This is a genomic window from Paenibacillus sp. JT22N7 (assembly GCF_059383875.1).
Genome location: NZ_JBXENY010000007.1, coordinates 36,923 through 63,838, shown reverse-complemented (window position 1 = coordinate 63,838; position 26,916 = coordinate 36,923). Strand labels below are relative to the sequence as shown.

22 protein-coding genes are annotated in these 26,916 nt (G+C 43.6%); 18 read left to right on the top strand and 4 right to left on the bottom strand.

Features of this window, described 5'->3' with window-relative positions:
* Window positions 1-10: 10 nt before the first annotated feature.
* Window positions 11-820 (top strand): PepSY domain-containing protein, encoded by an 810-nt coding sequence (locus AC50Y5_RS19215; RefSeq protein ID WP_494862990.1) that lies wholly within the window; start codon window positions 11-13, stop codon window positions 818-820.
* A 129-nt stretch (window positions 821-949) separates the two neighbouring features.
* Window positions 950-1,588: a PepSY domain-containing protein gene (locus tag AC50Y5_RS19210; protein ID WP_494862988.1), complete on the top strand. Its 639-nt coding sequence runs from the start codon at window positions 950-952 to the stop codon at window positions 1,586-1,588.
* A 117-nt stretch (window positions 1,589-1,705) separates the two neighbouring features.
* Here AC50Y5_RS19210 and AC50Y5_RS19205 read toward each other — a convergent pair whose 3' ends face one another.
* A complete protein-coding gene (locus tag AC50Y5_RS19205) occupies window positions 1,706-2,668 on the bottom strand; it encodes an RluA family pseudouridine synthase (RefSeq protein ID WP_494862986.1) in 963 nt (320 codons plus the stop codon).
* A 408-nt stretch (window positions 2,669-3,076) separates the two neighbouring features.
* On the opposite strand from AC50Y5_RS19205, the gene AC50Y5_RS19200 reads away from it, so the two are divergent.
* The 4 genes from AC50Y5_RS19200 (at window position 3,077) to AC50Y5_RS19185 (ending at window position 12,939) form a co-directional block, all read left to right on the top strand.
* On the top strand, window positions 3,077-4,651 hold the full coding sequence (locus AC50Y5_RS19200) for a carbohydrate binding domain-containing protein (RefSeq protein ID WP_494862984.1): 1,575 nt from the start codon (window positions 3,077-3,079) through the stop codon (window positions 4,649-4,651).
* An 83-nt stretch (window positions 4,652-4,734) separates the two neighbouring features.
* Window positions 4,735-11,112, top strand: coding sequence for a polymorphic toxin-type HINT domain-containing protein (locus AC50Y5_RS19195; protein WP_494862982.1), 6,378 nt, complete (start codon window positions 4,735-4,737; stop codon window positions 11,110-11,112).
* A gap of 32 nt (window positions 11,113-11,144) precedes the next feature.
* Complete coding sequence (locus AC50Y5_RS19190; RefSeq protein ID WP_494862980.1) at window positions 11,145-11,564, top strand: SMI1/KNR4 family protein; 420 nt, start codon at window positions 11,145-11,147, stop codon at window positions 11,562-11,564.
* A gap of 529 nt (window positions 11,565-12,093) precedes the next feature.
* Entirely contained in the window at window positions 12,094-12,939 is an 846-nt protein-coding gene (locus AC50Y5_RS19185; protein WP_494862978.1) for a replication initiation factor family protein, read from the top strand.
* Window positions 12,940-12,944: 5 nt separating this feature from the next.
* On the opposite strand, the gene AC50Y5_RS19180 is transcribed toward AC50Y5_RS19185, so the two are convergent.
* Window positions 12,945-13,127, bottom strand: coding sequence for a helix-turn-helix domain-containing protein (locus AC50Y5_RS19180; RefSeq protein WP_494862976.1), 183 nt, complete (start codon window positions 13,125-13,127; stop codon window positions 12,945-12,947).
* Between the two features lie 31 nt (window positions 13,128-13,158).
* On the opposite strand from AC50Y5_RS19180, the gene AC50Y5_RS19175 reads away from it, so the two are divergent.
* The 10 genes from AC50Y5_RS19175 to AC50Y5_RS19130 all read left to right on the top strand — a co-directional run bounded on the left by AC50Y5_RS19175 (window position 13,159) and on the right by AC50Y5_RS19130 (window position 21,717).
* On the top strand, window positions 13,159-13,677 hold the full coding sequence (locus AC50Y5_RS19175; protein ID WP_494863505.1) for a hypothetical protein: 519 nt from the start codon (window positions 13,159-13,161) through the stop codon (window positions 13,675-13,677).
* A gap of 515 nt (window positions 13,678-14,192) precedes the next feature.
* Window positions 14,193-15,313 (top strand): IS3 family transposase gene (locus AC50Y5_RS19170; protein WP_494862974.1). Its coding sequence is split into 2 segments (ribosomal slippage): window positions 14,193-14,442 and window positions 14,442-15,313, totalling 1,122 coding nucleotides; the frame shifts between segments, so codons are not numbered across the junction.
* A gap of 355 nt (window positions 15,314-15,668) precedes the next feature.
* The gene (locus tag AC50Y5_RS19165; protein ID WP_494863503.1) at window positions 15,669-16,202 is read left to right on the top strand and encodes a polymorphic toxin-type HINT domain-containing protein; all 534 of its coding nucleotides are present in this window, start codon (window positions 15,669-15,671) and stop codon (window positions 16,200-16,202) included.
* Between the two features lie 13 nt (window positions 16,203-16,215).
* On the top strand, window positions 16,216-16,587 hold the full coding sequence (locus tag AC50Y5_RS19160) for a hypothetical protein (protein ID WP_494862972.1): 372 nt from the start codon (window positions 16,216-16,218) through the stop codon (window positions 16,585-16,587).
* Window positions 16,588-16,772: 185 nt separating this feature from the next.
* The gene (locus tag AC50Y5_RS19155) at window positions 16,773-17,429 is read left to right on the top strand and encodes a hypothetical protein (protein WP_494862970.1); all 657 of its coding nucleotides are present in this window, start codon (window positions 16,773-16,775) and stop codon (window positions 17,427-17,429) included.
* Window positions 17,356-18,552: a hypothetical protein gene (locus tag AC50Y5_RS19150; RefSeq protein ID WP_494862969.1), complete on the top strand. Its 1,197-nt coding sequence runs from the start codon at window positions 17,356-17,358 to the stop codon at window positions 18,550-18,552. The genes AC50Y5_RS19155 and AC50Y5_RS19150 overlap by 74 nt, the downstream gene beginning before the upstream one ends.
* A 69-nt stretch (window positions 18,553-18,621) precedes the next feature.
* Entirely contained in the window at window positions 18,622-19,755 is a 1,134-nt protein-coding gene (locus AC50Y5_RS19145; RefSeq protein WP_494862967.1) for an RHS repeat-associated core domain-containing protein, read from the top strand.
* Between the two features lie 24 nt (window positions 19,756-19,779).
* Window positions 19,780-20,184 (top strand): hypothetical protein, encoded by a 405-nt coding sequence (locus AC50Y5_RS19140; RefSeq protein ID WP_494862965.1) that lies wholly within the window; start codon window positions 19,780-19,782, stop codon window positions 20,182-20,184.
* A 297-nt stretch (window positions 20,185-20,481) separates the two neighbouring features.
* Window positions 20,482-20,898 carry a DUF4279 domain-containing protein gene (locus tag AC50Y5_RS19135; RefSeq protein ID WP_494862963.1) on the top strand — a complete coding sequence of 139 codons (417 nt, stop codon included), beginning with the start codon at window positions 20,482-20,484 and terminating at the stop codon, window positions 20,896-20,898.
* A 408-nt stretch (window positions 20,899-21,306) separates the two neighbouring features.
* Window positions 21,307-21,717, top strand: a complete 411-nt coding sequence (locus AC50Y5_RS19130) for a hypothetical protein (protein WP_494862961.1) — start codon at window positions 21,307-21,309, stop codon at window positions 21,715-21,717.
* A 164-nt stretch (window positions 21,718-21,881) separates the two neighbouring features.
* Here the strand turns inward: AC50Y5_RS19130 and AC50Y5_RS19125 are convergent, their stop codons facing one another.
* Window positions 21,882-23,204, bottom strand: a complete 1,323-nt coding sequence (locus AC50Y5_RS19125; protein WP_494862959.1) for a dicarboxylate/amino acid:cation symporter — start codon at window positions 23,202-23,204, stop codon at window positions 21,882-21,884.
* Window positions 23,205-23,319: 115 nt separating this feature from the next.
* Window positions 23,320-24,360, bottom strand: coding sequence for a DctP family TRAP transporter solute-binding subunit (locus AC50Y5_RS19120; RefSeq protein ID WP_494862957.1), 1,041 nt, complete (start codon window positions 24,358-24,360; stop codon window positions 23,320-23,322).
* Between the two features lie 106 nt (window positions 24,361-24,466).
* On the opposite strand from AC50Y5_RS19120, the gene AC50Y5_RS19115 reads away from it, so the two are divergent.
* Window positions 24,467-26,059: an ATP-binding protein gene (locus tag AC50Y5_RS19115; RefSeq protein ID WP_494862955.1), complete on the top strand. Its 1,593-nt coding sequence runs from the start codon at window positions 24,467-24,469 to the stop codon at window positions 26,057-26,059.
* Window positions 26,056-26,862, top strand: coding sequence for a response regulator (locus AC50Y5_RS19110; RefSeq protein ID WP_494862953.1), 807 nt, complete (start codon window positions 26,056-26,058; stop codon window positions 26,860-26,862). The genes AC50Y5_RS19115 and AC50Y5_RS19110 overlap by 4 nt, the downstream gene beginning before the upstream one ends.
* The last annotated feature ends 54 nt before the right edge of the window (window positions 26,863-26,916 follow it).

Here is a 26,916-nt window from a genome sequence, read left to right as displayed (position 1 = left end):
GGGTGTAACGATGGGACAACAGCGAAAGAAACTGATGCTTGGTTTAACGATAGCTTGTGTGGTCATTATCTGTATTGCGGGAGGATTATGGTGGCAATCCGTTGCTGACGCGCGGCCTTCCATTACGGAGGAGCAAGCGAGCGAGCAGGTTCTTCAGCAATATGTTGGGAAAATCGTTAGCGCTAAGCTGGGCGATAACGTCTATGAAGTAAAGCTGCAGGCTGATCAAGGCATATATGATGTCGCTGTCGATGCAAAAGGCGGAGGCATCGTTTCAATAAAGCTAATAGATGGCGGGCTGCCTGCTGCTGGGGAAACACCGCCCGTTTCCTCATCCAATCAGCCAACTGATCCCTCAGCTTCGGAACAAGCGGCAGAGCCGACGCTGGGCCAGAGCCCAGTGGCAACGCCGAGCCCGGAGCCAAGCACAAGTCCAGCGCCAAATCCCAGCCCAGAGACAAGTTTAAGTCCGGGACCAAATTCAAGCCCAGGGCAAAGCTCAAGTTCAGCAACGAATTCAAGCCCCAAACCAAGTCCGAAGCCGAGTGACGGAAACGGAAACGGCAACGGAGGAAAAACACCAGCAGCATCCCCTGCCAAGCAGGGCATATCTCCAGATGAAGCGGAAGCGATTGCGCTCAAGCAAATTAAAGGCAAGGTGGAGGACATTGAGCTGAAAAGCTCCGATCGCAGCCGGTATTATTTAGTTGAAATCGACACGCCAGACGACCGTGAGGCAACGGTACAGGTACATGCTGTAACGGGAGCCATTATGTCTATCACATGGGATGAGGACGATGACGATCGAGAAGACGACTAAGTGTAAATGAGCGCCAGCTCAGCTTTTTATCATCAAATTCTAATGTTGCTGTCATGGTCATCTCATTTGCCGCAGGTAAAGTAAAGGTGAGACAAGCGAGAGACATTTGAGAATGGGAGGAACATGATGATGATGAATAAAAAAATCTGGATAGGCGTTGTATCGGTTACTTTGGCGCTCGGCGCAATGGGCGGTGCAGCAACGGCTGCTTCAAATACGAAAACCTTGATCGGCAAAGCCGAAGCCAAAAAAATCGCCTTGAAGCATGTAGACGGCCGTATTGACGGTGTAGACCTGGAGCGGAATCAAACAGGCATCTTTTACGAGGTGGAAGTCGAGCGCGGAGCCTATAAGAATGAAGTCGATGTGCATATCGATGCTTACAGCGGCAAGCTGCTAGGCATTTATGACAGCGACGATGATGACGACGATCGCCGTGCAGATCAAGCGACAACTGGAGCAGGAACAGCGTCGAACGCAGGGACAGTGAATCAGCCAGCAGCGAGCCCATCAACAAGTACGGGAACGGCAGCTTTAAAGACGGCTGAGCAAGCCGGAGCCATTGCGGTTGCTAAAGTTGGAGGAACGGTAGTTAAGGTTGAACGCGATCGTGAAGATGGCAAAATCATTTACGAGGTCGATTTGCGCATTACTGGCGGTAAAGCTGAAGTAGAAGTCGATGCAGCAACGGGAAAAGTGCTGTCCGTGGATAAAGATTACCACGATGATGATGACTACGATGACGATGATCATTATGATGAGGATTAAGCAATCATAGCAAGCGAGCGTATTTATTTTGAAAATAAAGCGATGGAATGGAAAAAAAAGGGGGCATCTGCGGATGCTCCCTTTTTTATAAGCAGGCATAAAGCTGCTTATGCAGCTTTAGCGCTGTTTTCTCGGTGCTTGCCCAGCCTGCGGGGCTGGAGCAGCATTTTTAAACGGATTAAGGAACAGCTTGGGAATGCCCGTATCAAAACGGAGCAGCTTGCCGGTGTGCGGATGCTCGAAAGCAAGCACGCGCGCATGCAGGCCGAGTCTGCCGATTGGCTTGAGCCGCGCTCCATATTTTTTGTCTCCGGTAATCGGATGGCCGATATCCTCCATGTGGACGCGGATCTGATTTTTGCGGCCAGTCTCCAGATGCACTTCCAATAAGGAGAAGCTGTCGTTGGCCTGAATCATCTTATAGTGGGTTACAGCATGCTGTCCATCATTCGGATGGGAGCTGGAATACATTTTCAGCGTGCTGCTTTCCTTGAGCCACGATTGGATCGTGCCTTCGGGCTTGCGTACTTTGCCTTCGACAAGCGCTACATAGGAGCGTTCCTTGACGGCTTCCTGCCAATTGTTTTGGAGCGATTGCTGCACCTTCTCGGTTTTGGCAAACATCATGACACCCGAGGTGTCACGGTCCAGGCGATGCACGACGAAAATCCGATTTTTCGGATCAAAGGTTCGAACATGCGCTGTCAGCTGGCGGTAAGCGGTAACCTCCTGCTCATCCTTGGAGGAAGCGATGGACAGCAGTCCCGCATCCTTCTGCACGACGATAATGGCATCGTCCTCATGCAAAATGGTGAGTCCCATCAGCGGCGGCGCTTCTACCGCTTTTTCCGTATTTATGCTAACCGTCTGACCGACTTCGAGCAGAAAATTATATTTCGTTTGTACGCGCTTATCGACCGATACTTGCCCACGCGCCAAAACTGATTTTACCGAATTGCGTCCCATGCTGGCCAAGTGGATCAATAAAAAAGCCAGCAGCTCCGACGGCTCGTTGACCGTGAATTGCTTGGCCTGCGCGGCTTTACGCGGCTTGCCGCCTTCATTTTGTTTCCTAGACATGCTTAAATACCCCCTGCTTGTTCACTGCTGCTATCACTATACCACGGTTGGAAGGGATAATTCTATGTACGGCGGTTGAAAAATGGCGGATGGGCTGAGGCATCTCTAACTTGTGTGTATGCAATAGGAAAAGCGCAAAGCCCCTATATGGGTAGAGAAACTGTGATTTTTTACTATTGTTAGGGTGGTTTTAGTAGCGAGCATAAGTGAAATGTCGAATCAAGTAAAATATTTTATGAATTCGACAAATTAATTGTTAATTCGACAAAAAAGCTAAGGAAAAATAATAAACATTAACATATAGTAATGTTTGTACATAATTCGAAGTCAAAAGGGTGATAAGGGTTGGCAAGAGAGGGAAAGTTAAAAAGAGAACAGATTTTTAAGGGTAATAACAGGGCATTTATCGTGAAAATCGGTATGCTTGCTGTTATTATTTTTTGTTTGGCCAGTTCCTCGATTTTTGCGGCAACGTATACGTATGACTCATTAAATCGTTTGACCAAAATTGAGTATTCGAATGGGGATCATGTGGAGTTCACCTATGATGCTAATGGGAATAGGTTAACCGCTGCGGTCACCAAAACAACGGAAGAACCATCGACAGAACCTCCAGTTGAAGTGGGGCCTGATTTATACCAAGATTTTGAAAATGAAGGTGTTTATGAGTGGATAGGCCAAGGGGACGGAGTTTTACTTTCCAATTCGCAAGAAGTTGCCTACGGAGGCATGCGAAGTATGAAGGTTTCCAATCGAACCGCTACATGGCAGGGGCCGATCTTGAATGTGAAAAATCAAATTGCTCCGAAACAAAGCTATCGGATTAAAGCATTCATACGTTTACCTCAAGGTACTCCTGCTTCCTTGATGATGATGACAATCCGCCGGACGATGCCAGATGGCAGCAACTCCTACGATAATATTAATACAAAAACAGCAACGTCTGGTGATTGGACTGTCCTTGAAGGCATTTATCAATTGAATGACGCGGCAAGCAGCCTATATCTATATGTGGAAAGCGCTAGCCCTAATGCTTCATTTTTTATAGATAACTTTAGCATTGAAGCCTATACGCCAGAGCCAGCACCGCTGGTTCATGATTTCGAAGATGGCACTACGCAAGGCTGGTACCCGCTAGGTGAAGGCGTAATGGTAACCAATACGCAAGAAGCTGCAAGCAGTGGAAGCAACAGCTTAAAAATCAGTAATAGGACAGCCACTTGGCAAGGTCCAGCCCTAGATCTAACTAGCTATATGAAAAAAGGATTAACATATACGATTTCTGGCAAGCTTCGTTTACCACAAGGAGTAGCAGCTTCAGATATTCTATTAACCATGAATCGCGGTGATGGCAGCGGTTTGCATTATTATGACAATGTGAGTGCAAATCATGTAACCGTGGACGGCTGGGTTGCTTTTGAAGGGAAGTACACCTTCACAGGACCAGTCGCTAGTTTGAACATCTATATGGAAAGTGCTAATGCCTCTGCAAGCTTCTATTTGGATGAGTTTAAGGTTGAGAAGTATGTCGTTCCACCTCCAGTTGTGAAAACAGATTTTGAAGATGAGACCCTTCAGGGCTGGAATGCGCAAGGAGATGGAGTCGTCTTGACCAATGTAGGAGAGACAGCCAACAGTGGATTGCGCAGCTTGAAAGTGAGCAACCGTACGGCACAGTGGCAGGGACCATTGCTCAATTTAACAGGCAAATTGCTTCCTAATACCAAATATAAAGTTAAAGCGGCGTTCCGCTTGCAGCAAGGTGTTCCTTCGACCGATTTATTGATGACAATTAATCGCCAGTCTCAGAGCGGTGTTAATGATTATGACAATGTGAGCGCTACTGCGGTTACGGATGGCGAATGGGTCTATATGGAAGGGAATTATGAGTATAGCGGTACCGCGGCTTCTCTTTCCTTGTATGTGGAAAGTGTAAATGGAACGGGCGGGTTCTATGTCGATGATTTCATTATTACGAAGTAATAAAAAATTAGGAAGATACATGAGATCTAGATTAACTATTAAATAACAAAACCTATTCTGTTAAGTCATGGGAGAGATCATCGTTGAAATTCCAGCATTTGATGCGCAACCTAGCCATCATACTTATTCTTTCGTTCTTAGTAGGAACCGTAGGCGGCTATGAAAGACAGACCGTAAGCGCGCAAGAGCAAGAAGAGAATATTGATTTTACAATGCAAACCGTAATAGACCGATTTGCTGTAACGGAATCTTTTGTACAGCAACAGTTGGATGCTGGTTTTACGCTTAGCCAAGTATATTCAGCGCTATTTAAGGCGGAGCTTGAAAGTATTTCTTACGAGGAAGCTGTTCAAGCCATGTATCCAGCAGAGGTAAACGTATCCTCTACCGTTACAGGAAGTGTATACGACGATTTAATTGATCCTGTTTTTAGAAATACGACAGTGGTAGATCTCAGCGAATCATCTGTAGCTGGAAGTGTTTACGATCCTGATGCTGCGGTCACAGATAGTGTGTACGAAGAAGATTTTGGTGCTGGGAAAAATAGTGCTTCTGAAAAAGGCAACTTAATGGCGATGCAAGCCTTAGCCGATACCCCTGCACCTGTTATGGAAAAGCCACCTGTTTATTCTAAAACTTCAATGAATGAGGCGCCTTATAGCGTAGGTGGGAATAATGAATCCATTTCCAGTTTGTCGGGCAGCCTTTCCTTGAACCAAGCAGATATGACGCTGCCTGGCAGAAACGGATTGTCGTTTGCTTTAACTCGGCAATATGATTCAAATGATTCTCAGTTCTATGAACCAGAGTTTGGGGCGAATTATTATAATCAAGGTGTATATAAATACTATGTCCAATTTAATGCCACACGCAAACAACTGCTTACCCAATATCATGTGAGATATGTGGAGAAAACATGGGTGCAAGAAGATAGTAATGGGGATGGAATACCAGATCTAAATACGGAAGTGATGAGAGAGGAGATTAAGACAAAAGGAACCTATGCGGATCAGGCACAAGCGAATCAAGTAAAGGCAGCTGGGATTAGCTATACGATACCAGCAGATTCACGTACTGAGACAGCAAAAAAGACGAGCACAACGAATAATTTTGCAAATACGTATATTCTTTATAATCAAAATGGTTATAGTGGGACACTTTATCCTACGGGAAGTGCCACTGCAATTTCCGGAAGCGAAACGCCTGCTGCCTCTCGAATAGAAAAGGCGGAATGCTATAACAATATTCCGGGTGTATATAATAATAATGGGGTTTGGCAAGCTACTTCATCAGGTGTGGATTGTCCAGATTATAAAATCTATGATAGTGGCGGCTTTAAAGGCGCGCTATATAGATTGTCGGGAGCGCCAGATATTATTAAAAGCTGCCCGACTAATGGGACAAAAAACTATGTGTGCACAAAACAGTTTCGGGCTAATTATTCGGGTACCGTAACGAAACCTGGTTCTGATACAAGAACATGGGAGCAGAACTATAGAGGTACAGTAACGAAGCCGAGCTATGTTAGTAATACAAACTTTAGCGAATGGATGCCTAATGGAAGTAAAAGATGGAGATATGCATATGCCCCTAAGGGAGCCTTATATGTAGATACAGAGCTATATGAGGGTGCTGGTCGCGAGGTTCCTATGACCTCTAATTTGTATGAGAGCAGTTCTGAGGCAACGCAGCTTAAAAATAGTGTTACTAGCAATACAGGTATATATCTGAAAACCGAAGACGGATATAACTACTATATTTCCTATGCGCCGCAAGCGACTGTTATGAGTTACCAAGTTGGTTCTTATACGACGGTATCTTATTTCAATGATATTTCAAAGCCATTAAATGAACAGTGGTATCCAATTGGAAAAGGCTGGTCATGGCAATTGCCACATATAGTGACAGAGAACAATAAGCAATATTTTTATCCGGCAGATGGCGGACGTTATGAAGTAGCGGGCAATACGATAAAAGGAATGGATTGGGAAGGGCTCTTATTTTCTACGGATACAACCGTTCAAGTCAACGGAGAATCCTCTCAGTATGTCATATCGTCTGTAGATGGTACAATGAAACAGCATTTTAATGCGGATGGAAGTTTAATTCGTATTTCGGATGCCTATGGAAATACGCTTCAGTTTCTGTATGCTCAAAATACTACTTACGGTCGAAAACTGCTTTCTCAGGTTAAGGATGCGATTGGAAACACCATAACGATCTCATATAGTGCATCCGAAGTTGTAGTGACAAAAGGAAACCAAAGCGTGACTTACCAGAAGCGTAAAGATGCCGCCTCAGGCATAGAATTGCTGGATTCCGTAACCGATGCAGAAGGAAGAAAAACGTCCTATTCTTATCTGCTAAGTGAAGCGAAATTCAATTTAATGGGGGCTTATCCAGAGCGGGCACGCTCCAATCCGTATGCTTTGTTAACGAGTGTGCAGCATCCGACAGGCGCATTGAGTGAATATGTATATGAGCCGAGTGCAGTGACTCGTTATTTGGGTGAAAGCTCAACCAATCAAGCTTATCGCGTGTCAGAGCGCCGGGACAAGTTGACCTATGAAAATGGAACAACCGAGATTTTTAATAGACAGTCTATGTTCTATACAAATGATTTCAGCGGTCTTTATGGACAGGACATGTCCTTCTCCACACAAATTGATTTTGGATTGACGCAAACTACCTTTAGCTATAAGAAGGATTATATTGATGAAGCTACCGGGGCAAAGTATTACCTGGAGCAGCAGGTGGAAAAGGGTGGGACTCTCCAGAAGACAACGGCATATACGTATGGCAAAAATGTTGGTAGTCGAAGTTACCCAGTCCCAGTTCCAACAAAAACCGTTTTAAGTGATAATATGTCTAGTTCTACGTTAATCATGAGCGCTCAGTATGATGATTATGGTAATGTGCTGCAAGCAACGGATGCGGCGGGATTAACTACTACGTACGGCTATGACAGTGTGAAAAAATGGCAAGTCAGCGAGACGACGCCTGTTGATACGGGTACTTTCTTGTACACTTCCTTTGGTCGTAATGCGCAAGGGGATATCATTGAAACCACAATACGTAAAAATAATGCGTCTGGAGAAGTTATCCAGCAGATTAACAACAAAAATATCGATGCATATGGTAATGTGACCTTCCGTACAATTTCTTATGGGAATAAGACACTACAAATGACGGTAGCCTATGACAGTGCCTATCAATTTGCATTTCCTACTAGCCAAGCAGTGGTGGTGACAGATGCTGACAATCAGAAGAGCACCATAGTGACGAAAGCGGAGTATGACTTTAGCACGGGTATGATGACTGCCTCCACAGATGGGAAAAATGCACGTACGGCTTATCAGTATGACAAACTGGGCCGTATTAAGCAAGTTACGCATCCTGATGGTAAATTGCTGAGAGCGGCGTATAATGATGTTCAGAATACTCTGCTTGTTACAGATGAGGGAGGATATCAAACACAGACAAGCTGGAATGGTCTAGGATGGGAAGTAGAATCAGGTATAATCAATCAATCTGGCTATGAAATGAAAGCCAGAAACGATTATGATGCCTACGGGCGTGTGGAATGGTCGGAGGATGCTTTAGGAAACCGGGCTCGCTATGAATATGACAATTGGAAGCGATCAACCAAAACGATTTTACCGAATGGTTCAGAAATTGTAGTAAACTACGATGATCGTTTGCGTAAGCAGATAACAAGTGACCCACTTGGTTATAAGAATATCGAAACCTATGATAAGTTTGGCCGATTGGAAAAAGTAGAAGAACAGGCCCAAGCGACAGGAATCCTTACCCCAATCATTAAAAATACGTATCACCCGGTTAATGGACAAATTGTGCAGCAACTGAATGCAAAGCAGCAAGCTACGACGTTTACGTACACCATGCTAGGACAGCTAGCTTCCGTTACGAATGCGAAAAATGAAATGACGCATTATGAATATGATCAGGCAGGTAATCTGACGAAAACCATTTTTCCTGATGCGAATGTGCAAACGAAGGGTTATGATGAACTTGGACGCGTTATTCGCAGCACGGATGCACAGCAAAATAGTGAAAAAATCTACTATGATGCCAATGGTAATCGAAGCAAATTGATTGATAAAACAGGTCAGGTATTCCAGTATACTTATAGTAACCGTAACTTGTTGTTGTCGAAGCAAGGACCGAGTGAAACCATTTCCTTTACGTATACCGATAACGGTTCACGAAAAACGATGAAGGATAGCATGGGGACAACTCAATATACTTATAAGCCATATACTGCGGAGCTGGCTTCCGTTATCTATCCAGACGGTAAGAAGATTGAATACGGTTATGATATACGAGGTCAAATAGCAAGTGTAACGACACCATTTGGGGATACTGCAGCTTATAGCTACACTAAGAACAGTCAACTAAATAATGTTATGTGGAATGGTTCTGTTCAGGAAAGCTATACCTATGATGCAGGTGGTCAGCTTGCAATGAAGCAGCAGGCGAATGGGCTATTGACTGAATATAGTTATACCGATTTAAACCTAACGAACTTGAAGCAGTTGAAATTGGACGGTGGTATAACATTAAATTATAGTTACCAATATGATGTGAGCAACAATATTACGAGTATTAATGAACAGAATAACGATCAATCAGAGGTTGATAAACTGTTCACGTATGATGTATTGGATCGAGTCGAGACAGCTACTCCATTCAATGAGTCTTATTCCTATGACAATCGGGGGAATAGGAATACGTTATCAAGTGATAATGAGGCAGGGCCTACAGATAATCTATCCTATGAGTATGATGAGCGGGATCGCCTAAAGAAAGTCGTTAAAGCCGATGGGAACAATGTAACGTATCGTTATAACGGAGATAACTTGATGGTGGAGCGACAGGCGAATGGCGTAACGACTCGCTATTATTATTACGGTGATCAAATAATTGCGGAAGGTATCGTACAATCCGATGGAACCGTTAGGGAAAAAGTGAGCTATTTGCGTGGAAATAGCCTGGTTATGCAGGAAAATTCGACAGGAACCAAAGGATACTACTCGCAAAATGGTCATGGTGATATCATTTCAATACGGGATACAATAGGTGCTATATTAAATGAATACGAATATGATATTTGGGGAAATTCGGTCAAGGCGACCGAGAGTGTAGCCAATTCTTTCCGTTATTCCGGCGAGTATTGGGATGATACAACAGACTTACAGTATCTTCGTGCTCGTTGGTATGATCCAGGGATGGGAAGGTTTATTAATGAGGATACGTATGAAGGGCAGTTATCCAGCCCATTAAGTCAGAATCTCTATACTTATGTGCATAATAACCCTTTAATATATTTTGATCCTACGGGGAATTGGTGTGAATCTAAAGATAAGACGTGGTCTCATCCAGGTTCGTGTAACAGTTCTTCTTCAAAAGAGAGTCCCGACTACCAAAACAACGGAAAATCAGTAAAAAACGGGAAAAACTTCATGGGACCATTGAGAACATATAATTATTACACAGAAACTCAAATGGGATCTATATACAATGATTGGAGTACTTATGGAGACGCTGTTTACCGGAATGCTCCTGCAGAGCTGCAGCAAATATTAAAAAGTTCTGCATTTTCCGAAGTTTTTAAAAATGGTATGGCACTGGAATACTTCATAGCAGGCGTTACAATAGGCAGATTTGGTAAAACAGGTAAAAATAACAAAAATAAAGGTTGTAATTGTTTTACATCCGGAACAAAGGTATTAACAGATGAAGGGGAGAAAAATATCGAAGACATTGAGGTCGGAGATAAGGTTCTCGCCAAGGATGAGAATAATCCTAATGGAAAAACAGCTTATAAGGAAGTAACTGCTTTATATCGCAACCAACGTGATGATATTATTAAGTTACATGTCGGGGAGCGAGTCATCGAGACAACCGATAACCATCCGTTTTGGGTTGAAGGCAAAGGGTGGCTCTTCGCAGATGAACTTCAAGTGGGGGACAAACTCCAAAAGGCGGACGGAAGCAACCTGACGATTGATAAGGTTGAGTATATTAAACTGGATGAGCCTGTTACCGTGTATAACTTTACTGTTGCGGACTACCATACGTATTATGTAACGGATTTGGGCATTTGGGTGCATAATACGAATTGTACATCTGCCGGAACTTCATTCAGCTATAGTCATCAACCTGTCAAAAAAGGTGGAAAGAGTATAGCAGACCAAATATCTGAAAGAGGTTGGAATGATAAACGTATTGGCGAAGCAATAGATAATCCTGCAGGTATTGTAAATTGGACAGATCAAAGAAAAGGCATGAATAATGCACCAGTCACAGTATACTATCACAAAAATGGTGGTTACGTAGCTAGGAGGAACGATACGGGAGAAATTATCCAAGCTAGTGACGTTAATGACCCGAATTGGGGTACCTATTGGTCGTCAAGTGATATTAAATGGTTAAAGTAAATTTGATTATATTGTAAAAAGGTAGGTGAGGAATGGTCATTTGGAATACAGAGTACGATGAAGCACAGTTGGAGAACATAAAAATTGTTGAGGAACGGCTGTCTCTTGAGTTCCCAAAGGACTATTTAGAGTGTGTACTTAAATATCAAGGTGGTAAACCATCTCTATGTAACATCATGGTGGATGAGAATACAATTGTACAGTTTAGTTGCTTATTGACGTTCTTAGCTTTTGATGAGCTTGATATTCTCGATGTGTACAATTCATTAAAAAAAAATATTCCATCAGGATTAATACCATTTGGGTTAGGGTCGGATAGTTATCTATTTTGTTTTAATTATCGTTTAGGTGAACCGCCTGTAATATCAATATGCAGACCAAGCGATACTGGTGAGAACAATGTTGTTGATATCAGCGATTCATTTACAGATTTAACTGAAAAGTTGTTTTGATTTTTGACCTTGAGGGCGGCAATCCTCAAGGTCTTGCTTTTACCCCTACCCAGTGCCGAATGAATTGGGCGGTACGTCATGAAAGAACTTAACCCTCATCACCTCCGTATGATATTTCTCCGAAACAACTGTACGCACACACAAAATGCTTGATAATATAACCCCTTTGTCTAAATCTGCATTCCCGTTATAGCCTTAAAATCGTCAGATACCACCGTATTTGAATGTCAAAACCTTACCTTTGTTTTCTCACAGCTTTCTCAAAATCCAATGAAAATGTAAGAAATCCTTGCTGTTTTACCGATTAAGCCGCAACTCTGCAATGAGAGAACTCGACCACTATAGCGAGGGTAAGGAAATTCGAGGATTTTCATCTGCAACGATTTGTCCATTTACTCCGATAGTTACTGTGCAAAAGCAATTTGGTGACGACCAGTTTACATATACAGGTAAGGTAACGTTCAGGCTAGCCGCCTTGCCCTCTAATTATAGACGGAAATTCATTAAAAATTTCCGATGGGGGCTGAACATGGAAGGCGTGAAAGTATCAATAGACCGTATTGTTGTGGATTTTATGAATGTACAGTGGACGTTCTTTAATCCACTTCGTCAAAGACTATGTCATTACTGCAATGCCGCATTCTACGTGAAAGATAGAGGATTTAAGTATCATGTAAGAGTGAGGGAAGGCAGATATTGGGTGCATCTTTCTTATCAGCTCGTCTATGCAAAAATGGCAAGGAAGCATACGCTTCGGCTAGAATGTCCGCCGGAATCGCTCATTCACTTTCGTTCGTGGATTTCTGAGATTGGGAATCACGCGACAGACATTATGCATGTTCGTTCCGAGGTGGCTTTTGACATCCCATTGTCTTTATCTGAACTGTTCGTTCTGTCGTTGACTGGGCGGAACATGAAGAAAAGAAAGGGAACGTATTACTCAAACGAGCGTTATCAACGGCAAGTTGCCGGATATTGCAGGGTGTATGACAAAAGGTTGGAACTGTTACAAAGGCGAGGAATAGCCATTGAAGGAGAATTAACGAGGTTTGAAATCGTGTATAAGCCGGATGACAAGATACCGATGGACAAGCTTGTTCAGCATTCACCTGAGTTCGGTAGGTTATATCTATGCGCCCATGCAACTGAACTTGAACAAGTAAAGCCAAAGTTGTTGCGGCAGGTTCAAGGCATGATGCGTGGTGAACTGGAGCAGAAGGACGTGACTTACTATTATCGGAGTCAGATAAAAGCAGAGATGAGCAAACGTACTGTTCTTGACTTCAATACGGTAGCGGTGGAACAATGGCAAGAAGCAATAACCATTCCATGTGCCATTTTGGGCGGCGTAATCAGCAAAGTCCCTGTCGCATAGTAAGGCTAGTCATCCTCCATGACAATCAGTTCATGGATATGAATATCCAATACGTTGCAAATCTGCTCCAAGGTGCTGATGTAGATTCTGTCGGTTGTTTCTCTACATAGAGCATTAATCGTACCCGGACGCATATTGACCATTGCGGCTAACTGGCGTTGAGATATGTCACGTTCGTCTAACCGCATCGCAACATTATTATTTCAAATGAATAGGATGATGAATTTGGAAATAAATCTTAAAAGAACTTATGGTGTGATTAAGCACAATATGTCAACAGAACAAATTGCAGACTTGTTAAGTTTACTCACCGTAAATGATTCGATATTATTGTTTTCCTTTTATGAAAGGAATATGGAGTTATTTGACGCAAGTACACAGGATTTTATCTGGAAGAGATGTGTTTTTGAGAATTCTGAATGGGTATTACCATGGAGTGAAACTCCACCACATTGGGATGAACCCAATCAAACACCGCCGAAAATCATATGGTTTTCGGTATTACAAAAAGAAGATATAATTCAAGCAATCAAAATTGATAACTTATTTAGATGTATTGTTATTAAGAAGGGGGCAATATTTGAACAATATTCTACTGTGTTATTTCATCAGGAATATTATTCTTCTATTGATGAGGAAGATTACGATTATTATTTAGGTTTTACAAATAAGGATTTGTTTCTTGCTAATTCATTGGATGAGATTAAAAAGAGATTCGAGGTCTTATTAATAGAATAGTTAATCTGAAGACCTTAAGGGCGGCAACCCTTAAGGTCTTTCTTTTGCCCCCACTCAGTGCCGAGTGAATCGGGTGGCATATACAGGAAGAACTTAACCCTCATCACCTCCGTATGATATTTCTCCGAAACAACTGTACGCACACACAAAATGCTTGATAATATAACCCCTTTGTCTAAATCTGCATTCCCGTTATAGCCTTAAAATCGTCAGATACCACCGTATTTGAATGTCAAAACCTTACCTTTGTTTTCTCACAGCTTTCTCAAAATCCAATGAAAATGTAAGAAATCCTTGCTGTTTTACCGATTAAGCCGCAACTCTGCAATGAGAGAACTCGACCACTATAGCGAGGGTAAGGAAATTCGAGGATTTTCATCTGCAACGATTTGTCCATTTACTCCGATAGTTACTGTGCAAAAGCAATTTGGTGACTGGATCGACTACACTAAGTTGGACAGAAAAAATAAGGGCTTGTAGAATAAACCTATCATGTTAAGGAGCAAATCCCTACAATGCCAAAACAACAACGACGTACCTTTACAACAGAATTCAAAAAACAAATGGTGGGACTCTATGAAAATGGGAAATCCAGAGCAGCCCTTGTGGAGGAATATGGCCTCACAGCCTCAGCTTTAGACCGCTGGATCAAACAAGCTCAGGCGACGGGTTCCTTCAAAGAGAAGGACAATCGCTCATCTGAAGAAAATGAGCTGATCGCTTTGCAAAAAGAGAACCAGCGTCTGAAAATGGAAGTGGATATTTTAAAGCAAGCCGCGCTGATCATGGGACGAAAGTAGCTATCATCCAGAATAATCGGGATAAATACTCGGTATCAGCAATGTGTGACGTCCTACAAATCGCAAGAAGTACATTTTATTATGACGCCCAAGAACGAGCCACTAAAGACGATGTCACCGAAGCTATTGTGGATATCTTTCACAAGAATCGAAAAGCCTACGGCACACGCAAGATCAAAGTGAAGCTTCATGAGCGTGGGGTGATCGTCTCCAGACGTCGCATTGGCCGCATCATGAAAGAGCAAGGGCTCGTTTCCACCTACACGGTGGCACAATATAAGCCCCATAAAACGGCATGTAACGAAGCAACGACGGCGAATGTTTTAAAGCGGGAGTTTGAGCAAACGGAAGCTAAACGCTTCGTCGTCAGTGATTTGACGTATGTGAAAGTCCAGGACCGATGGCATTACATTTGTGTGCTGGTGGATCTGTTTAATCGAGAAATCATTGGTCATAGTGCAGGCCCGAACAAGGACACTGCTCTGATTACTCGTGCCTTCGCGACCGTTAAGGGTGATCTACATCAGATTCAATGGTTTCATACCGACCGTGGCGGTGAGTTCAAAAATCAAAAGATGGACGAGCTTCTGGAGACGTTTGAAATCGGTCGATCGTTAAGTATGAAAGGCTGTCCGTACGACAACGCTGTGGCTGAAGCCACCTACAAGATCATGAAAACAGAGTTTGTGAACCAGATGAACTTCCAGAGCCTTCGTCACTTGGAACTCGAACTATACGATTACGTCAACTGGTTCAACAAGCATCGCATCCATGGAACCTTAGACTATATGACGCCTGTTCAGTATCGCCAAGAAGCCCTTAAAAAAGTTGTCTGATTTACTGTTGACAATCCACTATGAGAAGCGATTGAATGAAGGCAAAAAGAAGAAACAGGCAATCATTTGCATTATGAGAAGGCTTGTGAACATCCTTTACAGCATGATGAAGTACAAGACAGAATATAGGCTTGCTTCTTTACCCGAACCATTGGCAAGTTGAGATATAATGGTGGTAGCTGAAACAGTTGCCGCCTTCATTCTTCCCTGAATCAAGTTTATAACTAACGAAGGGGAGAAAAATATCGAAGACATTGAGGTCGGAGATAAGGTTCTTGCCAAGGATGAGAATAACCCTAATGGAGAATTAGCTTACAAAGAAGTATTGGCTTTATAGCGCAACCAACGTGATGATATTATAAAGTTACATGTTGGGAAGCAAATAATCGAAACGACAGATAACCATCCGTTTTGGGTAGAAGGTAAAGGGTGGGTCTTCGCAGACGACCTCCAGGTTGGCAATAAACTCGAAAAGGCAGACGGAAGCAATCTGATGATCGATAAGGTTGAGTTCGTTAAACTGGATAAGCCAGTAACGGTTTACAACTTTACGGTTGCTGACTTACATACGTATTATGTAACGGATTTGGGCATTTGGGTTCATAATACAAATTGTTCTTGGATGACGGTTGTAGAGGAGAAGAGTGTAACTAATCAGTTAAAGAGTTTAAGTGCGAAACAACAGGAAAGTTTTGACAATATAGTAACAATGCTAGCAAGCGGAGACCATTCAGGATTAAATGTTCACCTATTAACTGCAGATAAAAAAGGGCTATGGTCAGCGGATTTCAAAGGTTTTGGAGGAGGGCGCGGAAATGCGAGGATTTACTTCAAAATGGAAAATGGTAAAATAACTATTACTGAAATTGATTTGAAACATATGAAATAATAAATAGGAAAGAGTGGAGATTGTTATTCCATTTAATCATGTTATTGTTGAAGTGCACTGTTTGTATGGTTTAGTTGAGAGTGAGGAACATGGGACTATTCCTGAGTACTGCAGATACGGAGTTAAAAATCCAGGTTATCATTGCTTGAAAAACAATTGTCCTTATGTTGGGCACGCTCCTGCTCCACATGAAATAGCTTTTTCAGATGACAACGGAGAAGTAGAGGATGACGCTTGGATTGGATTTGGTGGGGACATGGAGCCGGAAATTTATTCTGAAATTAAAGATGTGGAGTTAAAGGAACTCTGGAGAGAGGTTTGCAAAAAAAAGATACAAGAAGCATACTCGGAATATATGTTTCGAAGCAAACTAAAGGAAAAATAGTCTTAGTGACCTTGGGGATGTCATCCTCAAGGTCTTTCTTTTACCCCCACCCAGTGCCGAATTAATCCATTATTCAACCAATAACACATCCAACTTATGTAAAACGGATTGAACTAATATTCCACATGTGAGTCTAACAACTCCAGGTGGTTTCTTTTTGCTCAAAAAATAGAAGACCAGCCTTTATGGGCGGTCTTCATCTGAAAAATATATTTGAACTTATGGAGATTCACAAATTTAATAGTGACCATTCAACCCTATATAATAATATTAAAATAATGATATACGGTAATGTGACCCTTCGTACGATCTCCTATGGGGATAAGACGCTGCAAATGACAGTAGCATATGATAGCGCCTATCAATTTGCATTCCCAACGAGCCAAGGAGTGACGGTAACGGATGCCAGCAATCAAAAGAGTACCATAGTGACGAAAGCGGAGTACGACTTAGGCACTGGTATGATGATTGCCTCCACAGATGGGAAAAATGCACGTACGGCTTATCAGTATGATAAACTTGGGCGTATTAAACAAGTCACTCATCCCGATGGGAAATTGCTGCGGGCGGCATATAATGATGTTCGGAATACCTTGCTTGTTACAGATGAAGGAGGATATCAAACACAGAGAAGTTGGAATGGTTTAGGTTGGGAAATAGAATCCGGTATAATCAATCAAGCTGGTTATGAGATGAAAGCCAGAAACGATTATGATGCCTATGGACGTGTGGAATGGTCGGAAGATGCTTTAGGATATCGGACTCGCTATGAATTTGATAAATTGGAAGCGATCAACCAAAACTATTTTGCCGAATGGATCAGAAACGACAGCAACTTATGATGATAGCCTGCATAGAAAGATGACAACTAATCCACTAGGCAATAGAAACATTGAAACCTATGATAAGTTTGGCCGATTGGAGAAAGCAGAAGAACAGGCACAAGCGACAGGAATTATTACTCCATTGCTTAAAAACACGTATCACCCAATTAATGGACAAATCGTGCAGCAGTTGGATGCTAAGCAGCAAGTTACGACGTTTACGTATACAATATTGGGACAGCTTGCTTCGGTTACGAATACGAAGAATGAAATGACGCGTTATGAATATGATCATGCAGGTAATTTGATAAAAACAATCTTTCCTGATGCAAATGTGCAAACGAAGGCTTATGATGAACTTGGACGCGTTATTCGTAGTACCGATGCACAGCAGAATAGTGAAAAATTCTATTATGATGCCAATGGTAATCGAAGCAAAGTGATTGATAAAACAGGTAAGGTATTTCAATATTCTTATACTAACCGAAATTTGTTGTTGTCTAAGCAAGGACCAAGTGAAACGATTTCCTTTACTTATACCGATAATGGTTCACGAAAAACGATGACGGATAGCACGGGGACGACTCAATATACGTATAAGCCATATACAGCGGAGTTGGCTTCCGTAATCTATCCAGACGGGAAGAAGCTAGAATATGGTTATGATATACGTGGTCAAGTAGCGAGTGTAACCACACCATTTGGGGATACTGCATCTTATAGCTATACCAATAACAATCAACTAAACCTTGTTTCGTGGAATGGGGCCGTTCAGGAAAGCTACACCTATGATGCAGGCGGTCAACTTGCCAGGAAGCAGCAGGCGAATGGGCTATTGACAGAATATAGTTATACCGATTTAAAACTGACGAACTTGAAGCAGTTGAAAATGGATGGTGGGATTTCATCTAATTATAGTTACCAGTATGATGCGAACAACAACATCACAAGCATTAATGAGCAGGGTTCAGATAAGCCAGAAGTGGATAGCCTTTTCACATACGATATATTAAACCGTATTAAGACATCTACGAAGTTAAATGAATCGTACACCTATGACAGTCGGGGAAATAGGAAAACTCTATCTAGTGACAGTGAAGTAGGGCTTACAGATAATGTTTCCTATGAGTATGATGAGTGAGACCGCTTAAAGAAAGTCGTTAAGGCTGATGGGAAGAATGTGACTTATCGTTATAACGGAGATAATCTAATGGTGGAGCGGCAGGAAAATGCCGTAACGACTCGTTATTATTATGATGGTAATTATTTGATTGCAGAGGGTAGTTTACAATCAAATGGGACAGTCAAGGAAAAAGTGAGTTATTTACGTGGGAACGGACTTATCATGCAGGAGAATGTTACAGGAGCAAAAGGATACTATTCGCAAAACGGGCATGGTGATGTAGTATCAATACGGGATACAACTGGTGCAATATTAAATGAATACGAATATGATCTTTGGGGAAATTCGCTCAAAGCAACCGAGAGTGTGACAAATTCTTTCCGTTATTCCGGCGAGTACTGGGATGATACGACAGATTTACAGTATCTTCGCGCTCGTTGGTATGATCCAGGGATGGGAAGGTTTATTAATGAGGATACGTATGAAGGGGATCTGACGAATCCTTTAAGTCAAAACCTTTATACGTATGTGCATAATAATCCTCTTAACTGGGTTGACTCTCTAGGTCATTGGATTGAAGGTATTGATAATCAATTATCAGTATCGGATCAGACTAAAATAAGGCAACTTACTTCTGATTGGTATAAGGCCAAAGGCAATAAAGATTTACAAGCAAATTTAAGTCAAGCAGCTCAAAATCTTAGGATAGATCACTTTATAAACGTAGCTAATCAAACTAGGGCGAAGCTAAATGATGATTTTGTTGAGGCAATTGCTGATTCCATACCTAACCCAAGGAGTGCCATAAAGAATGCATCAAAGTCAATAATAAAAATGTTTGTTAAATCTATGGACGATGATGTAACCTTCATTTATAGGAGATCTGACAATACCGATTCTCAAAGTATGACAGCAGAACATAGAGATGTTCTGAAAATGAGGAGAGGAGTATTGCAAGCAAAAGGTAAGGATGATAAGGCATTATCTTGGTCGACTAATATGATGTTGCCTGGTTGGGTATCTACTGCAGAAGCTATTACTGCAACGGGGTTATTTAGCGTCGTTTTTGATGGTAACGGACATGTTTCAATTGCTCCGACTGCCGCCGCACAGAAGGCATTTGGGACTATGGCGGACTGGAGAAATAGCTACGATAATGCGAATACTACTCGTCATTTTTATACAGCCATCCTTATGACGGTCAGCATTGCAGTTAAATAATACTTATAGTAAAGGTCGGGGAATATGAATGTTAATTTCGGTGACATAGTTGCAGGCGAGCGAGTAGGGAAGTATAAATTGGGGAGTAGTTTGGAGGAATTACTTGAAGTGATTGAATCTCCTTATGTCATATCAGAGAGCTCGAATACAATAAATATAGATATAGATAATATTCACTTCTTTGTATCGAAAAAAACGGGAGAATTATCAACGATAACTGTATTTGGTGATTATAAAGGGAAATACTTAAGTAAGATTTGCATAGGTTCAACATTAATGGATTTAGAGGATTTAGATATAGTAGATTTAGAGTATGATTCAATGGAAAACGAATATAATATGCAAGGTCTTACATTTTGCTTTTCATTAAAAAATGAACAGGGTGAGAGGTTTTTAGAGTATATGGTAATATGGAAATCGATAGAATGACATTCAGCTAAATTACCACTCTCATTATTATGTGTTTGATTATAATATTCTAAGATAATTTCACATGAAATAATCCGACCACATGCGAGTGTAAGCTCCGTGTGGTTTCTTTTTGTTTATAATATCAGATACTGCACTTCTTATTCGATTTATTGCATAGAATTGCTCGATATTTCATCTTTTCTCACGATTGAATCTGAAAGGTGAAGTTGGAAAACGTGGGGATGATAACTTCACATGAAAAGAACTTCAGGAGATAGCTAGACAATTTGTCGAAAAATAAGGAGGGTGTAACTATTGAGTTTTATTTCTGGAGCTTGCTCATTAATAATTAGAGGCGAGAACCTAAACAAAGAAAGTATTTCCGAAGGATTGAATATCAATCCATCAAATTATACGTTCAAAGGACAAACTATCAACAAGACAAAATACAAAGCACCTAAGGACGTTTGGAGTTATAAGATAGAAATTGAAAATAACGAGTCTCCAAACACTATTCTGCATAAACTTGTTTCAGAGTTACAGCAATCTGAAAAATATATCTCCGAAACATCCTTCGAAAATATTTGTATTCGGTTATATCTACAATCTGATTTGGCTCAAATGTATTTTGAATTACAGCCCAGTGTTTTAAACGATTTAGCAAAATTAAAAATACGGTTTGAAGTTTCAATATTGTCTTGGGGAGGGGTGGAGGATGAAGTTACCACATAAACCCTACACAGGAGTATCAGCCATGAGCTATCAACATCTTACCACAAGAGAGCGAAGTCAGCTAGAATTGCTGCATCAATTGGGATGGTCGGCTAGAGCGTATGCCTTGTAGAGCGCTTAACCGCTCTACAAGGCATAAAGATTTATTTTGCTGATCCGTATTCATCCTAGCAGCGAAGTACAAATGAAAATGCAGACTGACTGCTAAGAGAGTGTTTGCCAAAGGCTTTGGTTTTGTAGATGTTTCAGAAGAGGACTTAACGTGCGCTTTGTTTCTCCTGAATAATCGACTACGAAAATGTCTGGGATGGAAAACACCATACGAAGCTTTTAGGGTTGAAGTGTCGCACTTAGATTGACAATCCGCCATGAATTTGAAGAGAGGTTAGCACATATTGGGGAGGTTAGATGATGTTCAGTTTGAATTACTATTTGCATTATGATACATACCCCAAAGTTGGAATTGGACCGTTTCAATTAGGGAATCATAAAGCTATAGTCGATTCCTATGTTGAATTTCAATATTCCATCGTTACTTATCATGATTATATTGCTTATGAATCTGAATCCATTACATTATGGTTTTCAATTGATCAAGAGGAACTTATCTGCATCTCTGTTGAAAAGAATTTCAGTGGTAAGCTATCTAACGGAATTGGATTAGGCTCAACGCTTACGGAATTAAAACGAATTTATTCTAGGGAGTTAGTCTACGACGTTATAGAAGATGAGTATTCTATAAACGGAGCAAGGTTTATTTTTGGCCCATTAGATGAACTTGGTGAAGAATATCTAGAAATGATCTTGATCATAAAATAATGAACGGATTGGATTTTCCAGCAACATGAATATGAAATTGAAATGATAAACCGAGCTATATGTATATTGATTGTTTCTACTATCTAAAAAAAGCGCAGTTTCCCTGTATTTGCAGGACGCTGCGCTTTTTTATGCTTTTGTGAGCAAGTTAGTTGGGGACCAGCTTAAGACTGCTCCGCAGCAGGCTTCACCAACTTACCAGCGAGACTTGTGCTTGCAGTAGTAGGCTCAACTTTCGCGGCTACAGGCGCTTCCGGCGCGCCGCCTGGATGAAATTCATTTTCCATTTTGGCGACGACGACGGTTGCGACGCCGTTGCCGATCAGGTTCGTGATGGCACGGGCTTCGGACATGAAGCGGTCAACGCCGAGCAGCAGCGCCATGCCAGCGACGGGAATGCTCGGGAATGCGGCAAGCGTTGCTGCCAGCGTAATAAAACCGGAGCCCGTAACGCCTGCGGCTCCCTTAGACGTTAGCATCAGTATGCCGAGCAGCGTAATTTGCTGCCACAGCGACATCTCAACGCCGGAGGCTTGGGCGACGAACATTGCGGCCATGGACAAATAAATCGCCGTACCGTCAAGGTTGAACGAGTAGCCGGTTGGAACGACGAGCCCGACGACCGGCTTGGAGCAGCCGTATTTTTCAAGCTTATCCATCATGCGCGGCAGCGCCGATTCGGAGGATGAAGTGCCAAGCACGAGGAAGATTTCATCCTTGATATAACGGATAAAGCTGAAAATGCTAAAGCCATAAAAACGGGCAATCGAGCCAAGCACAATAATAATGAACAGCGCCATCGTAATATAGACGGAGCCCATCAGCTTGCCCAGCGAGGTCAGTGAGCCAATGCCGAACTTGCCGATGGTGTAGGACATAGCGCCGAAAGCCGCAAGCGGCGAAAGCTTCATAATCATATTGACGATGCCGAAAAAGCCATGCGACAGCTTGTCAAACAGCTGGATAACGGGTTTTGCCGACTCGCCCATCGCCGTTAGCGACAAGCCGAACAAAATTGCGAATAGGAGAATCGGCAGCAAATCGCCGCCAGCCATGGCCGAAATGACGTTATCCGGAATAATGCCGAGAATAAAATCAACCATGCTGTGGCTGGACTGGGCAGCTGCGTCGGTGTACTTCGTAATGTCGCCGCTCGCCTTGCTGGCATCAATGCCTGCGCCCGGCTTCACGATATTGACGACGAGGAGACCGATCGCAAGCGCCACCGTCGTCACAATTTCAAAATAGAGCAGCGCCTTGCCGCCGATGCGGCCGACTTTTTTCATATCGCCCATATTGGCAATGCCGTTTACGACGGTGAAAAAGACGATGGGCGCAATAACCATTTTGATCAGCTTAATGAATCCATCAGCAAGCACTTTCATTTTCTCGCCAAACTCCGGGAAGAAATGGCCGAATAAAATACCAACAACAATAGCACACACGACTTGGACGGTTAGGTTTTTCAGGTTGAATTTCAGCTTCATGAGGAGGTCCCCACTTTCTTTTATCAAAATGAAAACGCTTTACTTTTGTTTGCGTCCCCATTGTAAAAGAAGGAGAGCCCCTGTCACAAGCATACGGTCATATTGTTCGTTTTGGTTATTTTGGTCGCGCGATTTCATTCATCAGCGGTTCCCCGATAATCTCGCGGTATTGGTCATAAATCGGCAGAAAAGCCTGCACCCATTGCTCACGCTCCTGCGGGGTTAGCGTATGAATGTCAATATCCTTCAATGGCTTGAGCTGGCGAAGCTGCTGCTCCTGCATGGCTGCTGTGTTTTGCTTCATCCACTCGGTTGTTTCTGCAAGCGCGCTCTGCAGCTCGGCCTGAATGCCCGGGGGGAGCCCGTCCCAGAAGCTTTCGTTAAACATGACGCCATAGCCGAGATAGCCGTGATTGCTAATCGTCATATAATGCTGGGTCTGGTAAAGCTGCTTCGTAAAAATGTTGGAAATCGTATTTTCCTGTCCATCTACAGTGCCTTTCTTTAAGCTTGCAAATACTTCGTTGAAGGGAATTTTGCTTGTAGTGGCATCTAGTGCCTGAAACTGGCTGACCAGCACGTCGCTTGGCAATATGCGAAAATTCAGCCCTTTAAAATCCTCGGGAACCCGCAGTGGACGGACGCTGTCGGTCATTTGCTTGAAGCCGTTGCTCCAGAAGGCAGCACCCTTTATATGATGCCGCTCCATTGAGGCAAATAAAAGCTCGCCTAATGTGCCATCAAGCGCCGAATCGACGGCATGCTGATCAGCGAAAGCAAACGGCAGGTCCATAATGAGCCAAGCGGGGTCAATGACGCTGAGATTGGAGTAGGCTGGTGCAATCATTTGGATATCACCACGTTTGAGTGCCGCGACCTCCGTATCCTCGGTATACAGCATGCCGTTCGGAAATACTTGAATTTCGACGGTGTCATTGGTCTTTTCTTTCACGAGCTTGGCGAAATGGCTTGCCGCCAGCCCTTTCGGTGTATTTTCCGCGACCACATGGCTGAATTTAATGACGAACCGCTCTTTCAGTCCCGTCTGTTCTTCGTCAAAGGGCAGGGAACGAGTCGCCTCGGGACGAAAGCCGAACAAAATGGCCGCCAGCAAACCAACAGCAATAAAGCTGATCATGCCGATTGCGGTTTTCATTTTTGACCCACCTCCCTTTGGCCAGTTTAGCAGCGTTTGCCGCAGTTGCTATTTTACCCTCATTATTTCACAATAGAGAAAAAACGTAAAATACGGAGGAGAAGCAATGCTTAGCCGCCTGCGAATTTATTGGAAAATGATTTTGCTGTCATTCGGACTCGTTCTCCTCTCGCTGCTTATCGGTGGCATTGTTGTGATTGGGAGTGTCACCCGCATGAAGGAGGACGAGCTTAAGCAGCGGCTGCTGATTACGGCCCGCACCGTTGCCGAGCTGCCGAGCATTAAAAATCAAATCAATGAACCGGATAGCGCAAGCTGGATTGCGCCTGTGGCGGACAATATCCGCATCATCAACAATGTGGCGTATGTCGTCGTGCTGGACATGAACCGGACGAGGCTATCGCATCCATTGGCGGCGAGGATCGGCGGCAAGTTTGAATCGGCGGATGCGGACGCGGCGTTTGCCGAGCACACGTATATGTCCAAGGTGAAAGGGGAAGCGGGCGTTGCGCTGCGCGCTTATGTCCCGATTATGAATGAGGCGCATGAGCAGGTAGGTATCGTCGTAGCGGGTGGACTGCTGCCCGGGCTAGCGAAGCTTATTGAGGAGCAGAAAAGCTCGATTGTGCTCACGCTGCTGATCGCTTTATTGTTTGGGATTTTCGGGTCTGCGCTGCTTGCCCGCCATATTAAGCGGCAAATGTACAATTTGGAGCCGCATGAAATTGCCCGCATGTATGGGGAACGCTCGGCGGCTTTTCAGGCGATGCATGAAGGGGTCATTGCGATTGACCGCCTTGAGCGGATTACGATTTTTAATGAGCGGGCAAAGCAGATTTTCAGCGTATCCCGCGACGTAGTGGGCTTGCCAATCCGGGAAGTGCTGCCGGATACGCGGCTGCCGGAAATTATGGAGCTGGAGCGGCCCGTGTTCAATCAGGAGCTGCGAGTGGGCAATGCGCTGATCTGGAGCAACCGCATTCCAATTCGTGAGCAGGGAAAAATGATCGGGGCCATCGCGATTTTTCAAGATCGGACCGAGGTGGCGCGAATGGCAGAGGAATTGACGGGTGTGCAGGAGTTCGTCGATGCGCTGCGGGTGCAAAATCATGAGCATAGCAACAAGCTGCATACGATTGCGGGACTGCTTCAACTGGATAAAAAAGAACAGGCACTGCAATACGTATACGATATTTCCGGACAGCAGGAGGAGCTGACGCAGTTTCTGCATCAGCATATTGCGAATGATAGCCTGGCAGGCCTGCTGCTTGGCAAAATCAGCCGGGGCAAGGAGCTGGGCATTCAGGTCAAGCTTGATCCTCATATGGAGGTAAAGCAGTTTCCCGTTATGCTGGATCAGCATGATATGGTGCTGCTTATCGGCAATTTGATTGAAAATGCTTTTGACGCGCTGGCAAAAGCGGATCGAACAAATAAGGAAATTTATGTTAGTATGGAGCAGGATGAAGAGCTGCTGTCCATTCTAGTGGAAGACAATGGCTGCGGCATGACGGAAGAGGTGCAGTCGCGTGTGCTGGAGCGGGGCTTTACGACGAAAGGCAGCGATAATCGCGGCATTGGACTGTATTTGGTAGGCAGCATCGTCGATAAGGGCGATGGGGAGCTGCGCATTCAGTCGGAGCTAGGAAGCGGCACGGCTATAGAGCTAACATTTCCGATGGGAGGAGCTGGCGGATGAACGTGAAGGCGGAGAACAAGGACAAGGTGCAGGATGGACGTTTTTTTAAAGTGGTGCTAATCGAAGATGATCCCATGGTGCAGGAGGTTAACCGCCAGTTTGTCGAGCAAGTAGACGGCTTTCAGGTTGTAGGCATTGCGGGGAACGGAGAAGAAGGCTTGCGTCTCATTCGTGAGCTTGCGCCGGATTTGGTGTTTCTTGATGTTTTTATGCCAGCGCTGGACGGAATGGCTGCGCTTCGGGAGCTGCGTTCAGCGGCAATGCCCGTTGATGTTATTGTGGTAACAGCGGCGAAGGATCCGGAGACGATTCGCGAAATGCTGCGCGGGGGCGCGATGGATTATATTATTAAGCCGTTCAAGCTGGAACGGATTCGCCAGACACTAGAGCGTTATCGCGATCGCCACGAAAGCTTGTTGGCAGCAGAAAAGGCCGTGACTCAGGATGAGCTGGATCGCATGCTGCTCAGTGGGGAAAACTGGGCGCAAGGACAGAAGCTGGGTTATGGGGAGCAGGAAACTGGGCCAGCAGAACAAGCCTCATTTGCTGGGCTCGATGGTCAGCAAAGCAGCCTGCCGAAAGGGCTGAATGCGGCCACATTGCGGCAAATTGTCGAGGCCATGCATCGCTTGGAGGGCGGGGTATCGGCGGAGGAAGCAGCCGAGGGCATCGGCATTGCCAGAGTAACGGCAAGGCGCTACTTGGATTTTTTGGAGAAGAGCGGTTATGTGAAGCTGGAAATCAACTATGGCGGGGTAGGACGCCCGGTCAATCGCTACGTATTGCAGCAAAGACCAAAATGACCAAAATCAACAATATGGCCAAAAGCTTCCCACGTTTTCATGTAACCGTTAACA